Annotated in this window: 12 protein-coding genes; 4 read left to right on the plus strand and 8 right to left on the minus strand. The window is 65.6% G+C overall.

The features are described 5' to 3' along the window. Positions 1–75: 75 nt before the first annotated feature. The 5 genes from AC0J5K_RS11350 to AC0J5K_RS11370 form a co-directional block, all read right to left on the minus strand. Positions 76–1,053, minus strand: coding sequence for a C45 family autoproteolytic acyltransferase/hydolase (locus tag AC0J5K_RS11350; protein WP_274563216.1), 978 nt, complete (start codon positions 1,051–1,053; stop codon positions 76–78). Positions 1,054–1,070: 17 nt separating this feature from the next. Beyond that, positions 1,071–2,522: a biotin carboxylase gene (locus tag AC0J5K_RS11355; RefSeq protein WP_473009707.1), complete on the minus strand. Its 1,452-nt coding sequence runs from the start codon at positions 2,520–2,522 to the stop codon at positions 1,071–1,073. A gap of 19 nt (positions 2,523–2,541) precedes the next feature. Then, positions 2,542–5,295, minus strand: coding sequence for an aminotransferase class I/II-fold pyridoxal phosphate-dependent enzyme (locus tag AC0J5K_RS11360; protein ID WP_048530733.1), 2,754 nt, complete (start codon positions 5,293–5,295; stop codon positions 2,542–2,544). Positions 5,296–5,362: 67 nt separating this feature from the next. Further along, complete coding sequence (locus AC0J5K_RS11365; protein ID WP_048530731.1) at positions 5,363–6,331, minus strand: carbon-nitrogen hydrolase family protein; 969 nt, start codon at positions 6,329–6,331, stop codon at positions 5,363–5,365. Positions 6,332–6,740: 409 nt separating this feature from the next. Beyond that, positions 6,741–7,265, minus strand: coding sequence for a cupin domain-containing protein (locus AC0J5K_RS11370; RefSeq protein WP_244526427.1), 525 nt, complete (start codon positions 7,263–7,265; stop codon positions 6,741–6,743). 273 nt (positions 7,266–7,538) lie between these two features. Here AC0J5K_RS11370 and gabT point away from each other — a divergent pair, with 273 nt between their 5' ends. From gabT to AC0J5K_RS11390, 4 genes are all read left to right on the plus strand, one after another. Next, positions 7,539–8,981, plus strand: a complete 1,443-nt coding sequence (gene gabT, locus AC0J5K_RS11375) for a 4-aminobutyrate--2-oxoglutarate transaminase (RefSeq protein WP_274562788.1) — start codon at positions 7,539–7,541, stop codon at positions 8,979–8,981. A gap of 128 nt (positions 8,982–9,109) precedes the next feature. Continuing rightward, the gene (locus AC0J5K_RS11380) at positions 9,110–10,429 is read left to right on the plus strand and encodes an aspartate aminotransferase family protein (protein WP_274562786.1); all 1,320 of its coding nucleotides are present in this window, start codon (positions 9,110–9,112) and stop codon (positions 10,427–10,429) included. A 28-nt stretch (positions 10,430–10,457) separates the two neighbouring features. Continuing rightward, on the plus strand, positions 10,458–11,021 hold the full coding sequence (locus AC0J5K_RS11385; RefSeq protein ID WP_274562784.1) for a carboxymuconolactone decarboxylase family protein: 564 nt from the start codon (positions 10,458–10,460) through the stop codon (positions 11,019–11,021). A 17-nt stretch (positions 11,022–11,038) separates the two neighbouring features. Next, positions 11,039–12,517: an NAD-dependent succinate-semialdehyde dehydrogenase gene (locus tag AC0J5K_RS11390; protein ID WP_048530724.1), complete on the plus strand. Its 1,479-nt coding sequence runs from the start codon at positions 11,039–11,041 to the stop codon at positions 12,515–12,517. A 66-nt stretch (positions 12,518–12,583) separates the two neighbouring features. On the opposite strand, the gene AC0J5K_RS11395 is transcribed toward AC0J5K_RS11390, so the two are convergent. From AC0J5K_RS11395 to AC0J5K_RS11405, 3 genes are all read right to left on the minus strand, one after another. Next, positions 12,584–12,919 (minus strand): DUF2794 domain-containing protein, encoded by a 336-nt coding sequence (locus tag AC0J5K_RS11395; RefSeq protein WP_048530723.1) that lies wholly within the window; start codon positions 12,917–12,919, stop codon positions 12,584–12,586. 82 nt (positions 12,920–13,001) lie between these two features. Beyond that, complete coding sequence (locus AC0J5K_RS11400; protein WP_274562781.1) at positions 13,002–14,663, minus strand: Y-family DNA polymerase; 1,662 nt, start codon at positions 14,661–14,663, stop codon at positions 13,002–13,004. A gap of 79 nt (positions 14,664–14,742) precedes the next feature. Next, positions 14,743–15,051, minus strand: a complete 309-nt coding sequence (locus tag AC0J5K_RS11405; protein ID WP_074835263.1) for an I78 family peptidase inhibitor — start codon at positions 15,049–15,051, stop codon at positions 14,743–14,745. Positions 15,052–15,094 lie beyond the last annotated feature (43 nt).

Genomic DNA, 15,094 nt, shown 5'->3' on the forward strand with positions numbered 1-15,094 from the left:
GAAACGACATGGCCTGTGCGGCAGCGGCACAGCGTATGACAGGAACGCCGCCTGCCCTGCCGCGCCCCGGCCCGTCTAGAGCCCGCCGCCCTCCGGGATCACCACCTGCACACTGTCCTCCGCGAAATGGTCAAAGCTCTTGACCCAGCGCCGGTGCGGCCAGTGCAGTTCCAGCCGGCCCTCGCGCGGGCGATAGGCGGCGGTATAAAGCGTGCCGAAACCGGCGGTGAACGCGGTGGAATAGAGCGGCGGCCGCAGGAAGGCCGCGACAAACCGGTCATCGGTGGTCGGATGCAGGCTGAGCTGTTGCAACAGAAAGCGCTCGCGCTCGACGGTGGCGGTAAACCGCGCATGCGACGACCATTCGACCCGCTCCTGATGGTTGGTGGCCACCGCCGCATGGCTCAGCACCGGTTTGCGGTCGGGCGCGAGATAGGCGGTCAGGAACTGCCGCCCGGCATCGAGCACGGTGACATTGTAACTCATGTGGCAGGGAATTCGCGCCAGCGCGGCGCCGGCCTCTTCGGTGCTGGTGCAGGTCTGGAGCACATAGCGCAGGATCAGCGGCACACCGAAGCCGCGCCCGGTGTTGCGCCGCCCGCCAAAGGTGAGCGAGACCGCAAGACCGGCATCGTTGATGCCATCGACCAGCCCGAACAGCCCGTCGGTCATGCCGATCACCCCCCGGCCCTGCCAGCCGGTCTTGAGCACCACCGCATCGAAGGCCAGCGGCGCGTAATCGTAATTGCGCACCAAGAGCGGCGCGTCGCCCTGCCAGATCGCCTGCGAACAGGCCGAGAGATAGGGCGGCGGGCCGTAGAAGCTCAGAAACCGCGCCGCCGCATCGCCGCCGCCGGCCAGATCGCAAAGCTCCTCCCAGAGCTGCGCGATCTCCGGCATGTGCTTGCGGATCGCCTTGCGGCATTCCAGATAGGTCGGCCGTGCCGTCAGCCCCTCGCGCGCCCACCATTGGTGATAGGCCGGCCAGTACTGCGCGAACAGCTCGGCCCATTTCGGCCCGGGCCTGTCTTCGGCGATGGCGCGGAAAAGCATGGTCACACGCGCCGGCCCTACAGCATCTTGAACGCCGGATCGCCCAGCACCTGCGCCGCCGGCAAGGGCCGCGCGCGATAGGCCGCCTTGATCCCGGCGATCCATTGTTTCGACCGCTCGGTCAGCGCGAAGCCCTTGGTCATCGAGCGGCCCCGCGTCACCAGAATGCCCAGGTCGGCGCCCTCGTACCGGTAATCGCCGGGCTTGAGGATACGCAGGAAAAACGCCTCGTCCTCGCTCTCGACCGCGCGGCGGTGATAGTCGAAACGGGCAAATTCCACCGTGCCATCGGCGCGCATCCGGTAGATGCCCGATTGCGGCGCCTCGGTGATGATGTCGACGCTGTCATCGGTGTGCTTGATGACCATCTGCGACCAACTGTCGATCATTTCGGGATCGGACCAGCGAGCATTGAGCTCTTCGACATCGATCTCGAAGGGCTTCTTCGAGAACTCCAGCAGGTGAAACAGAAAGAGCGGCGCATCCGCATGGGCAAAGGCGGCGTGATTTGTCATCGAACTGGCGCCGGTGATGCGCGGGTTGAGCTCGCCCAGCCAGATGTCGCCGGTCTTGCGGTCGATCAGGAAGTCCAGCTCGAAATAGCCGCGATAGCCCTCTTTCCGAAGCTGTTCGCCAAACCGATAGGTCAGCTCGCGCGCCTTCTGTCGGGTCTTCGGGGGAAAGGCGGTGGCAAAGATCTCGTTGCCACACCAGCCGCCGCGATAGGGCGTAAGGTCTTTGAACCCGACCAATTCGGTCATCAGCGGGCCGACGATGGTGCCCTCGGCCGTGGCGCAGGCCTCGATGGCCGAGCCACGACAATCGATCCGTTTCATGATCTTGATCTCGCCCTGGCCGACAATCTCATGTTCATGGCGGCGGAAATCGGCCTCCGAGGCGATGAAGAAGGTGGTATGCCCGCTGTCGCCATAGGCCGATTGCAGCACCAGATCAACGCCCAGCCCGGCCGCCGCGCAGATCTCGCGCAGCTGGGCGTAGCTTTCCACCTCGGCCAGCGTGTTGGGCACCGAGGGCACCCCCGCCTTGTTGCCGATGCGCACGGTCTCGATCTTGTTGTCCATCGCGCTGCGCAGCTTGGCCTTGGGGAACCAAAGCTCGCCGCCCAGCTCCCTGACCAGCCGCTCGGTGGTCTCGTCGAACATCAGAAAGGCAAACTTCGGCTTGCCGCCGCGCGCCTTGACGTAATCCACCACCTGCTTGTGTTGCAGCAGATAGTTGTTGATGTCCTCGATCGACTGGAACTCGTCATGCGGCATGTCGGAGGGCACCAGAACGTTCGGGTGCCGCCCGTCAAAGCAATCCATGTAGCAGATGTACTTGAAATTCCGCACCCATTCGTCGAGCCCGAGCAGGTTGAAATTCGTCGCCGAGACGAAATAGACCGGATCGGAATTGGTGTGAAAGTGGCGCCGGATCTCGGAGATGTTGCGCAGGGTCTTTCTGGCCATCGATCGCTCCTCTTCGTGCTCATGGCTCTCTACAGGAAAAGCCTTTCAGCGCCTCCTTGGTGAACACCCGAAGCCCCAGATCGGCGCGGAAGCCATGGATCTCGCTGACGTCGAGCGCCCGCATGAAGCTGAGGATTTCCGGGCTGATCACCTGCCCCGGCACCAGGATCGGAAAGCCCGGCGGATAGGGGATGATGAAGGAGGTCGAGACCAGCTCCTCGCCATCCTCGAGCCGGGTCTGCAACTTGTCGTCCAGCGGGATGTAGTCGCATTTCTCCTCGTCGTAGGCGAGGAAAAAGGCGGCGCGGATGTCGCCCTCGGGGGTGTCGTCGCCATAGCGGAACGCCGGATGGAAATGGCTGAAATCCGGCAGCGGCGGCACATGTTCGACCAGCGCCGAGACCCGGTTCTCGAACGAGCGCTTTTCCATCTTGGAGGCGTCGTCGAGCAGCTCGTCCAGCTCCTTGGCGATCTCCACCAGCACCTCGATCAGATAGGCGACCGAGCTGCGCGTGGTGCCGATATTGGTCATGAACAGCACGGTGTTGCGCGAGGTCTTGTTGATCTGGATGCCGTATTTGTCCATCAGGATCTTGGTCTTGAAGGTATCGCCGTCCCAGCCGGTGCCGCCCACCGCCAGCGTCACCCGCGTCGGATCGAGCACGAATTCGTCGGTGGTCCAGGAATTGGCAATGTCGGTCCAGCCCTGATCGGTCTCGTAGTAGCTGGACACGCCGCTTTCGCGGTATTCCTCGGGGATCATGTCGCCGGCGGTGATCACCTTGAAATACTTCAACAACAGCGGGTGGGTGGCAATCGCCCGCCGGATCGACATGGCGCTTTCGACCTGCCGCTGGGTGAACTCGAACCCCTCGAGCTCGACCTGCCTGCGGCCGACGTCGAGCGAGGCAATGATCTGATAGTTCGGCGAGGTCGAGGTATGGGTCATATAGGCCTCGTGGAAGGCCTGCTCCACCTCGCCCTTGAAGTCCTGATCGTTGACATGGATCATCGACCCCTGCCGCAGCGAGGTCAGCGTCTTGTGCGTCGACTGGGTGCCATAGGCCCGCACCCGGGCATCCGGCGGCGGCACCAGCCTCGTGTTCAGGATGGTTTCGTCATCCGCGCCCTCCAGCTCTTTCTGCTGCTTTTCCCAGGCCTCCGCCGTTTCCGGCGTGCGCAGGCATTCGCGCAGGGTGTTGGCCACGTCCATCGCGGTGCGCTGGCGGTAGGTCGGGTTGAACCGGGCAAAGGCGAACCAGGCCTCGTCCCAAAGAAAGATCAGATCCCTCTTGATGGCGAGACATTCCTCCATCACCCGCTGCACGTTGTAGACGATGCCGTCGAAGGTGCAGTTGGTGAGCAGCACCATGCGCACCTTGTCGAGCTTGCCCGCCGCCTTGAGTTTCAGCAGCTGATGCTTGATCTCGCGCAGCGGCACGGCGCCGTACATCGAGTATTGATGCAACGGATAGCTGTCCATGTAGACCACATGCGCGCCGGCCAGCACCATGCCGTAATGGTGCGACTTGTGGCAGTCGCGGTCGACCAGCACGATGTCGCCGGGCTTGCACAGCGCCTGCACCACGATCTTGTTGCAGGTCGAGGTGCCATTGGTGGCAAAGAACGTCTGTTTCGAGCCGAAGGCCCGTGCCGCCATGTCCTGCGCTTCCTTGATCGGGCCGCGCGGTTCCAGCAGGCTGTCGAGCCCGCCCGAAGTGGCCGAGGTCTCGGCGAGAAAGATGTTGGGGCCATAAAAGGCGCCCATGTCCTGGATCCAATGCGACCGGGTGATCGATTTGCCCCGGCTGATCGGCATGGCGTGGAACACGCCAGTGGGCTGGCGGGAATATTCCTTGAGCGCGGTAAAGAACGGCGTCTTGAAGCGGGCGCCGACACCCCGAAGGATGTTGAGGTGCAGCTCCATGAAATCTTCCTGGTTGTAGAACACCCGCCGGCAGCGCCCCAGATCGAGGCCGGCTATCTCTTCGGCCGACCGGTCGGTCACCAGATAGGCATCGAGTTCGGGCCGCATCCGCGCGATCAGCCGGCAGGCCTCCGGCCCGTATTCGCTGGGCGTGATATGCTCGACCTCGCCTTCGGTGCCCAGCGTGTCGAGGTATTTCTTCAGCAGCGGCAGTTCGTTGTGCGATTTCAGCACGAGCCCGGGGCGGACCACCACGGCCTGGACATTGTGGTTGAACAGGATGCCGATCAGCGCGTCCTCGACCGAGGGCACCACCACCGGCTCGTAATGGAACGGATCCTCGGGCCGGCGGGCGCGGTGCAACGCGTTGCGCAGGAACCGCTCCTGATGTTCGTTGACGCTGTCGACGATCATCACCTCGAAATAGGGTCGCCCCAGCGCCCGCGCCTCGGGCGAGATCGCGCTTTCGTCTTCGTAGTCCTCGCTGTCGATCTCGTCGGCGCCCAGCGGAATGTGTCGGCGGCGATAGGCGCCCGAGGTCAGCGCCCGCGCCACCCGCCGCACCGAGATCGACAGATCGTCGATATTACGCGTCTCGAGCAGGCGGCGCAGGTGTTCAAAGGCCGCGTGGCCGGGAAAGGCCCAGTAACTCTCGATCGGCGCGAGCGACTGGAACAGCTTTTCCGCGGTCTGCACCAGCCGCTGCCCGGAGCGGCCGTCGACGCCCTTGAGCCGCAGAGACTCCACGCATTCGCGCAGCGCGCTCCAACGGTCGGCCCGCAGCTGCGTGGCACTGTAATAATCTCCGATCGATGGCAGACCCTTTTCACTTGCAGGTACGTTCATTCCGTTCTCCCTGTTGGCGCCTTTTGCGGCGCTGCGTGTTGTTCTGCCATCCCCTCGGAGGCCCCGGTCAGCCGGTGCCGGACACCCTCTTGAAGATCGGCAGGTTGTCCTCTGGTTTGTAGTCCTGCGGCTCGCGCCCCAGCGCGCTGCGCGGATCGGCCGTGTTCACCCCGGCCTGTGACCCCTGTTGCGGAATGGCCAGCGGCCCCAGCGTCTTCAGATAGGCGTCGGTGCCGCTGCTGCGGTCATAGACCGAAAAATCCGCCTCGCGGTCACGGAAGCTCTTGAGCACCTGGCCCAGTCCTTTCAGCCCGGTCTCGCGCTGGCGGCGCACCATGTCGAGATCGATCTCGATCGGGAACATGTCCTCCTGCCCGGCAGACTGGTGCAGCACCGTGGCGGTCGGGTCGACCACCAGCGACTTGCCGACACCGCCGGCACCCAGGCCGTTGACGTCGATCACGTAGCACTGGAACTGCGCCGCGGTGGCCCGCGCGATGGCGATCTCGGCGTCGCGGTCGGTGGTGCCGGTCAGCACGGGGTGCAACAGCACTTCGACCCCCTGGCTGGTAAGCTGCCGCGTGGTTTCCGGGAACCAGATGTCGTAGCAGATCGACAGGCCGAAGCGGCCCACCCCCGGCACGTCGAAGACGCAGAAATCGGTCCCCGAGGAGATATCGGCCTCATAGGGCTTGAACGGGAACATCTTGCGATAGGTGCGGATGATCTCGCCATCGGGGTTGATCACCACCGAGGTGTTGTAAATTCGCCCGTCCTCGGCCTTTTCGAACATCGAGCCCGGGATCAGCCAGATCTTGTGGCGGCGCGCCTCGTCCTGAAACATCCGAAGCGTGTCATTCGGGAACGGCAAGGCGTATTGATGCAGCGGGCCAAAAGCCGCCAGCTCCGAGAACACCACCATCTGGGTCCAGGGAAACCGCGCCATCAGAACGTCGAGCCGCTGTTTCATGCCCTCGACGTTGGAATGCAGCGCCGCGACATGCATCTGTACGCCGGCGATTGCGAAAGGGGTCATCTGCTTTCTTTCTCCTTGCACGGCGCGGGCATGTCCAGCGCCGGGTTGTTCTGTCTCCCCCCTGAGCGGCGGTGGCGGCGGGTCTCTGCCCGGCTCGCGCCCGCTGCTGGTCTTGTGGTCTGGCCCGTCACCTTGTCAGCCTTCCTGCAAACTGCAAGGCAAGATCGATCAGGGCCGGTCGGGACGGCGCGGAGCCCGGTGCCGGGCGCGCTGGCATCCCGGCGTTCATCTTGCGAGACTTGGTCATTTCGGTCCCCCAGCCCGGCCCGGCGCGCATGTTTCAGGGGCTTCCCCCCCTGGGCAATCCAGTTTTCTTGTTGAATCAGCATAGCTTTGGCGCAGACACATTCAACTCTCGCAAATCGAGCCTGCCTCCTTATGATGCGGTGCGCGCAATTCCGGGGCATTCTCAGAACGTCGGCGGCGTGCAGGCGCTGATGATGACGCAATCCTGATCGCCGATGTTGCGGAACTTGTGCGGCAGCCGGCTGTCGAACAGATAACCGTCGCCCCGGTTGAGTACGCGCACCTGATCGCCGACCGTGATCTCGATGATCCCGGCAATCACCACCCCGGCCTCTTCGGCCTGATGGCTAAGCATCTTCTCGCCGGTGTCGGCGCCGGGGGGATAGGTTTCGTGCAGCACCTGAAGACTGTGCGACGAGGCATTGCCCAACTGGCGCAGCGAGACCCGCGAGGCGCCCTTGCCCAAACCCATGTCCTGCGGCGACAGCTCGATGAATTCGTCGGCGGTATAGAAGTACTTGGGCGTACCGGCGTCCTCGACCTCGGAAAAGAATTCCGACAGCGGGGTCTGCACCGCGTCGAGCAGGCTTTTCAGCGACGAGACCGAGGGGCTGGTCTTGTTCTGCTCGATCATCGAGACCGCGCCATTGGTCATGCCGGCGCGCGCCGCCAGTTCCCGCTGCGACATGCCGCGCGCCTCCCGCGCCGCCCTGAGTCTTCCGCCGATATCCAAAGCATCGCCTTATTTTGAGTGCGTGTTTGAAATTGTAAGCGCCGATTTTGCGCGGGGTCAACCGGTATTCGTGGCCAAAACCCGCCGGTCACACGCATTTCACCTATATTTACATAGGAATTTCCAAAGGGTTACAAAATTCATCGGATGAGCCTGATGGTCAGGATTGACAAAAATATTGATCACAACGTACTAATTTATTGATCATTCACCGGGAGGGTCGGACCCATGACTGCCAGCACCAAACCGCGCGCCAGCCGGGCCGCGAACAAGGACAAGAAAACCGCCGCACGCAAGCCCGCGGCCAAACCCGCAGCCAAATCTGCCGCCAAGCCGGTCAGCAAGCCCGTTGTTGCGCAGACCGGCAGCAACGCCGCGCTTCTGGCCCGTCGCGAGGCCGCGGTGCCGCGCGGTGTCGCCTCTGCCGCGCCGGTCTTTGCCGCCCGTGCCGAGAATGCCGAGCTCTGGGATGTCGAGGGCAAGCGCTACATCGATTTCGCCGGCGGCATTGCCGTGCTGAACACCGGGCACCGTCACCCCAAGGTCATCGAGGCCGCCAAGGCGCAGGAAGACCTCTATACCCACACGTCGTTCCAGGTCGTGCCCTATGAGCCTTACGTCGCGCTGGCCGAAAAGCTGAACGAACTGGCGCCGGGTGATTTCGCCAAGAAGACGCTGCTGGTCACCACCGGCGCCGAGGCGGTCGAGAACGCCGTCAAGATCGCCCGCGCCCATACCGGCCGCCCCGGCGTCATTGCCTTCAACGGCTCTTACCACGGCCGCACCCTGCTGACGCTGGGCATGACCGGCAAGATCAGCCCCTACAAGAAAGACGTCGGCCCCTTCCCCTCCGACATCTTCCGCGCGCCCTTCCCCGACGCGCGTCAGGGCGTGACCGTCGAGGACAGCCTCAAGGCGCTCGAGATGCTGTTTCTCACCGATGCCCAGCCCGACCGCGTGGCGGCGATCATCCTCGAACCGGTGCTCGGCGAAGGCGGCTATCATCCAGTCCCGGCCGAGATGTTCCAGGCCCTGCGCGCGATCTGCGACCGGCATGGCATCCTGCTGATCTCTGACGAGATCCAGGCCGGTTTCGGCCGCACCGGCACCTGGTTTGCGATCGAGCATTCCGGCGTCGCGCCCGATCTGATCACCTGTGCCAAATCCATGGCCGGCGGCTATCCCGTGGCCGGTGTGATCGGCCGGGCCGAGGTGATGGATGCGATGGCCCCCGGCGGCCTTGGCGGCACCTATGGCGGCAACCCGGTCGCCTGCGCCGCGGCGCTGGCGGCGATCGAGGCGATCGAAAGCGAGGGATTGCTCGCCCGCTCGACCGCTCTGGGCGAAATGTTCAAGGCCCGCTTTGCCGAGATCGGCGCCCGGGTCGCGCCCTACCGGATGTGGGACATTCGCGGCCTTGGCGCAATGATCGCGGTGGAATTCGTCACCGATTTCGACACCGCCGCGCCCGACGCCGCGCTGACCAAGGCGGTGATCGCCAAGGCGCTGGACAAGGGTCTGATCCTGCTGGCCTGCGGCATGCATGGCAACGCCCTGCGCATCATGGTGCCGCTGACCGCATCGGATGCGATCCTCGAGGAAGCCATGGTGATCTTCGAAGCCGCGCTGGCCGAGGCCATCGCCGAACAGCACGCGCTGGCGGCGGAATAAGCCAACTCCGGCTGGCGGCGGATTTTCCCGTCGCCAGCCTTGCTTGCCCCTGATTTCAGGTTTACCCCGGGGAGCGGGTCCGCCCCCTGCGCCGGACCGACCCGGTTGCCACATCAGGAGCTCCGCCGATGAACCATGTCTTTCCCCGCCACAGCAAAGCCAAGCTTCCCACCGCCGTTGGCGGCGAGGGGTGTTATCTGATCGACGCAGACGGAAAGCGCTATCTCGATGGCTCGGGCGGCGCAGCGGTCTCCTGCCTGGGTCATGGCGATACCGAAGTGGTCGAGGCGGTCAAGGCCCAGCTCGACAGGCTGGCCTTTGCCCACACCGGATTTTTCACCTCGGAATCGGCCGAGGAGCTGGCCGATCTGCTGATCGCAAACGCGCCCGAAGGCATCGACCGGGTCTATCTGGTCTCTGGCGGCTCCGAGGCGACGGAAGCCGCGATCAAGCTGGCACGGCAATATTGGGTCGAAAAGGGCGAGCCGCAGCGCGGCAAGCTGATCGCCCGCAAGCAGAGCTATCACGGCAATACCATCGGCGCGCTCAGCGCCGGCGGCAATGAATGGCGCCGGGCGCAATTCGGGCCGCTGCTGCTCGACGTGAGCCATATCGACCCCTGCTACGAATACCGGCTGCGCCACGAGGGCGAGAGCCCCGAGGAGTACGGCCGCCGCGCTGCCGATGCGCTGGAAGCGGAAATCCAGCGTCTCGGGCCGGAGAATGTCATGGGTTTCATGGCCGAACCGGTGGTGGGCGCCACCGCCGGCGCGCTGGCCCCCGCGCCGGGCTATTTCCAGCGCATCCGCGAAATCTGCGACCGCCATGGCGTGCTGCTGATCCTTGACGAGGTGATGTGCGGCATGGGCCGGACCGGCACGCTCTTTGCCTGTGAACAGGATGGCGTGCGCCCCGATATCCTCTGCGTCGCCAAGGGGCTTGGCGCGGGCTATCAGCCGATCGGCGCCATGCTCTGCACCGCCGAGATCTATGACACCATCGCCCAGGGCTCGGGCTTCTTTCAGCATGGTCATACCTACATGGGCCACCCGGCGGCGGCGGCGGCCGGCAAGGCGGTGGTCTCGGCGATCCTCGACCGCGGGCTGCTGCCCCGGGTGCAGGAGATGGGCGAGAAACTGCATGCCAAGCTCACCGACCGTTTCGGCCAGCACCCGCATGTCGGCGACATCCGCGGCCGCGGGCTGTTCCGCGCCATCGAGCTGGTCGAGGACCGCGACAGCAAGGAACCCTTCGATCCGGCGCGCGGGCTGGCGGCCAGGATCAAGAAGGCGGCCTTTGCCGAGGGGCTGATCTGTTACCCGATGTCCGGCACGCTCGACGGCCGGCGCGGCGACCATGTGCTGCTGGCGCCGCCCTTCATCATCGAAGAGGCCCAGCTCGATGAATTGGTCGATAAACTGGACCGCGCCATCGAGGCTTCTATCTGATGTCTCATTGCCGCAAAGGACACCGCCCATGACCGCCGCCTATCCCCTGCCCCCGATCTCCGACGCCGACTGGCCGGAAGAGATCGCCGACATGACCGGCGGCTTCGCGGGCAAACTCAACGTCTATCGCACCATGGCGCATGACCCGGCGCTGCTGCGGGCCTGGACCGATCTGCGCCAGCACGTCGTACTCGAAAGCGCGTTGGGGCTGGAGCTTGTCGAAGTGGTGATCCTGCGCACCGGGGTGCGGCTGAACTCGCGGTACGAATGGCAACAGCACATCTCGCGCGCCCGAAAGGTGGGCTTCGACGATGCCCGCATCGCCACGATCCGCGGCGCCACCGATGCCATGGCGCCGGTCGACGCGCTGCTGGCGCGGGCGGTGGACGAGCTGTTCGACAACAAGCAGCTCTCGCCGATGACCGCCAAGGCGCTGGCCGAGACCTACGGCAAGGAAGGGATGATCGACCTGATGGCGACGGTCGGCTTCTATTCCACGCTGGGCTTTATCCTGAAAACCTGTGGCACGCCGCTCGACGATGACATCGCCGGCGAACTGGCGGCGCGCCCCTTTCCCGAAACCGAAAACTGAGACTAGGAGTTTCTCCCATGCTCGACCAACAGACCGACCTCGCTTCTCTTCTGAACGATCCCGAATTGATCGCGACCAAGGCCTATCTGGCCGGTGAATGGCGCGACGCCAAGGATGGCGCGACCTTTGACGTGACCAACCCGGCGCGCGGCGACGTCATTGCCAAGGTGGCCGACCTCTCGCGCGAGGAATGCGCCGAGGCGATCGATGCCGCCTACAAGGCCCAGAAGGACTGGGCGCAATGGACCGGCAAGGAACGCGCCGGCGTGCTGCGCAAATGGTTCGACCTGATGGTCGAACATGCCGAGGATCTGGGCAGGATCCTGACCGCCGAACAGGGCAAGCCGCAGGCCGAGGCCAAGGGCGAGGTGATGTATGGCGCCTCGTTCATCGAATGGTTCGCCGAGGAGGCCAAGCGCGCCTATGGCGAAACAATCCCCGGCCACCAGCGCGACAAGCGGATCACCGTGATCACCCAGCCGATCGGCGTTGCCGCCTCGATCACGCCCTGGAACTTCCCCAATGCGATGATCACCCGCAAGGCCGGCCCGGCGCTGGCCTCGGGCTGCGCCTTTGTCGCCCGCCCCGCCGCCGAGACGCCGCTCTCGGCGCTGGCGCTGGGTGTGCTGGCCGAGCGCGCCGGCATTCCGCATGGCGTCTTTTCGGTCATTCCCTCGTCGCGCTCCTCCGAGATCGGCAAGGAATTCTGCGAGAACCCCAAGGTCCGCAAGCTGACCTTCACCGGCTCGACCGAAGTGGGCCGCATCCTGCTGCGTCAGGCCGCCGATCAGGTGATGAAATGCTCGATGGAGCTCGGCGGCAATGCGCCCTTCATCGTGTTCGACGACGCCGATCTGGATGCCGCCGTCGAAGGCGCGATGATCTCGAAATACCGCAACAACGGTCAGACCTGCGTCTGCGCCAACCGCATCTACGTGCAATCGGGCGTCTATGACGAATTCGCTGAGAAGCTGGCCAAGGCGGTCGCCGGCATGAAGGTCGGCGACGGTCTCTCGGGCGAGCCGACAGTGGGCCCGCTGATCAATCAGGAAGCGGTCGAAAAGGTCGAAGAGCACATCGCCGACGCCAAATCCAAGGGCGGCAAGGTGATCCAGGGCGGCAAGCGCCACGAGCTGGGCGGCACCTTCTTTGAGCCGACAGTGATCACTGGCGCCACCCGCGAGATGGTGTTCTCGCAGGACGAGACCTTTGGCCCGATGGCCCCGCTCTACAAGTTCGACACCGTCGACGAGGTGATCGAGCTGGCCAATGACACGATCTTCGGCCTGGCCTCGTATTTCTATGCCAAGGACCTGAGCCGCGTGACCAAGGTGCAGGAAGCGCTGGAATACGGCATGGTCGGCGTGAACACCGGGCTGATCTCGACCGAGGTGGCGCCCTTTGGCGGGGTCAAGCAATCCGGCCTCGGCCGCGAAGGCAGCCGCCACGGGATGGATGAATTCATGGAAATGAAGTACATCTGCACCTCTGTATAAGCCAGAGGTCTCCGGGGTTGCGGCCCCGGAGACCACCACCCCATCGGGCGCCTCGGGCGCCGGCGGTCACTCCACCGCGCGGATCAGCTTGCGTTCCAGCACCCGCAGGACGGCGCGCAGGTCATGGCCGCGCTTGAGCACCTGCCCCTCCATGCCGATCACCGCATAAAGCCCCTGCCGGTTGCGCAGCTTGGGGCGTTTTTCGATCCGGTAGAGCGGGTTCTCGGCGGTGCGGCGAAAAACCGAGAAAATCGCCACTTCGCGCAGGTTCGAGATGCCGTAGTCGCGCCACTCACCGGCGGCGACCATGCGGCCGTAAAGCGACAGGATCACCCCCAGCTCGGCGCGCTGAAAGGCCACCACCTCCGGCCCGGCGCCGGGAAAAGGGGAAAAACTGTTCATACAAGGAGAGTTGCGCGCTTTGCGCCGCAAATCAAGCACCCGCGTCGCAGCGCCACGGAACTGTGACGCCAACGCCCGGGTGTCACGCGAAACTCCCCTGGCAGAACCACCCCGAGGACATCGATGCGCCATGGGCATAAAACAGCCAGAGCGCGTCGCCCTCGGCGCAGGTCACCCGCCAGTAATCGCGCTGGCCCGAGCGCCATGCGGGATCGTCGAGCCACCATTCCGGCGCGATCCGCTCCGGCCCCTGCGCCGAGGTCAGGTGCAGATCGCGGCCGCGCCAGCGCAGGCGCTCCGGCGGCCGGGGCACATCGGGCGCCTGCACCGGTTCGGGCCGCCAGAGCAGCAGCGGCCGGGGCCGCGCCGGCGGCGCCCAGGCGGCAGCCGGCTCCGACCAGGCGGCGGCCAGCACGGTTTCGGTCTTTTCCGGGATATGGCTGTCGCCGGGGTGGCGGCGGGTGATCGCCTCCATCCCCACCCGCGCGCCAATCCGGCCGATCAGATCGTCGAGCGCCGTGTTCGCCGCCAGCCGGGCGTTCACCGCCGCCCCGGCGCCGATATGGCCGACCGGGGTGCGCTGAGACAGCGGTTCGACCTGCACCGCCTCGAGCCGCAGCATGTCGATGCCAAAGCCGGCGTCGATCTCGTTCAGCTTCATCGCCAGCAGCGGCCGCAGCCGTTCGGGATCGTCCGAGGCCCGCGCCAGCCGCACCTCGAGCGTCTGCATGGTGTGATCGCTGCGAAAGGCCTGAAGCCTGAGCGTCCGCGCGCCCTGCCCCCGGGCGCGCAACAGCTCGGACAATCGCGGCAGAAGCCGGTCGAGCCCGGCCGCCACATCCTCTTCCAGCCCGATCGGCTCCGGCAGGGTCATCCGCACGGCGTAGCGCTGCGGCGGCGCGGCCGGGGACAGCGGTTCCGGCACCGCGCCAAAGGCCTGATCCAGCCGCAGCACCAGCCCCTTGCCGAAACGCCGCGCCAGCGCCGCCCGCGGCTGGCCCGCCAGATCGCCGATCCGCCGCAGCCCGAGCCGTGCCAGTTGCGCCGCGGTCTCCTCCTCCAGCCGCAACGCCGCCACCGGCAGCGCCGAGAGCGCGCCACGGGTCTGCCCCGGCGGCGCGATGGTGCCGGTCTCGGCCGGGGCCAGCCGCCCGCTGGGCGCTGCGCCGCCGCGCTCCCAGTGCCGCCGCCGGGCCGCACGCGCGCGGGTGGCGCGGGCCTCCTGATCGATGTCATCACCCGAGCGCGCATGGCCGCCGCCCTGACCGGCAAAGCGCGCCAGCGCCCAGGCGCCGCCGCGGCTGTCGGCCAGCCCGATCCGCGCGGTCAGCCCCATGTCGCCGGTTTCTTCGACAATCCGCGCACAAAGCGCCGCCTCGCCGCCAAAGAGATGGGTGCAGCCGGTCACGTCGAGCATCAGCCCATCGCCGCCATCGCCGGCCACCCAGGGGCTGAACTTGCCGGCCCAGCGCAACAGCGCCTCGAGAAACCCGGCCTCCGCATGACGGTTGCGCCGCGCGGTGCGCAAATCGGCACTGACCGCATGGGCATCGCGCAGCGGCTGGCCCTTGTAGATCCCCACCTCCGAGGCCCGCGCCGAAACCGACGACAGGATCTGGCTGTTGCCGATATCCTCGACCACGGCAAAGGGCACCTCGTGCAAGGCAGCTTCGGTGCGCGCCTGACGCAACAGGCGTTCAGCCCCGAGACGGGGAAACCAGAGAGAGAGCAGACGGCGGGGCATGGCAGAACAGGCAGCTTTGTTCGCTATATGTTCTCATACCTACCAGCCGCGTCACCCGATGTCGAGCGCCGCCGGGACGTCAGCCGCAGAAGACGCGGGTGATCCGTCCGGTCTCGTCGATCTCGATGTTGGTGCGCGCCGGCAGGTAATCCATCGTCCGCATGTCGCCGGGCCGCAGGATCCGCTTGGGCGCCGGAACACGCTCGGCCGCCTCCACTGGTTCGCCGACAAGGCCGGCATGGGCGCCGGGCGCGCAGGGCGTCGCCTCCCCCGGCGGCGGATCTTGTGGCCCCGCCCCCTGCGCGATCTCTCCGTCCTCGGGCAGACAGCCCGCCAGGGCCAGCAGAAGGGCCGGCATCACCCCGGCGAAAGACAGACGAAATTGCATGGCACCTCCGATCCTGGCCCGCCCCGGTGCTCCGCCGTCCGGC

Source organism: Marinovum sp. E3, assembly GCF_055755275.1.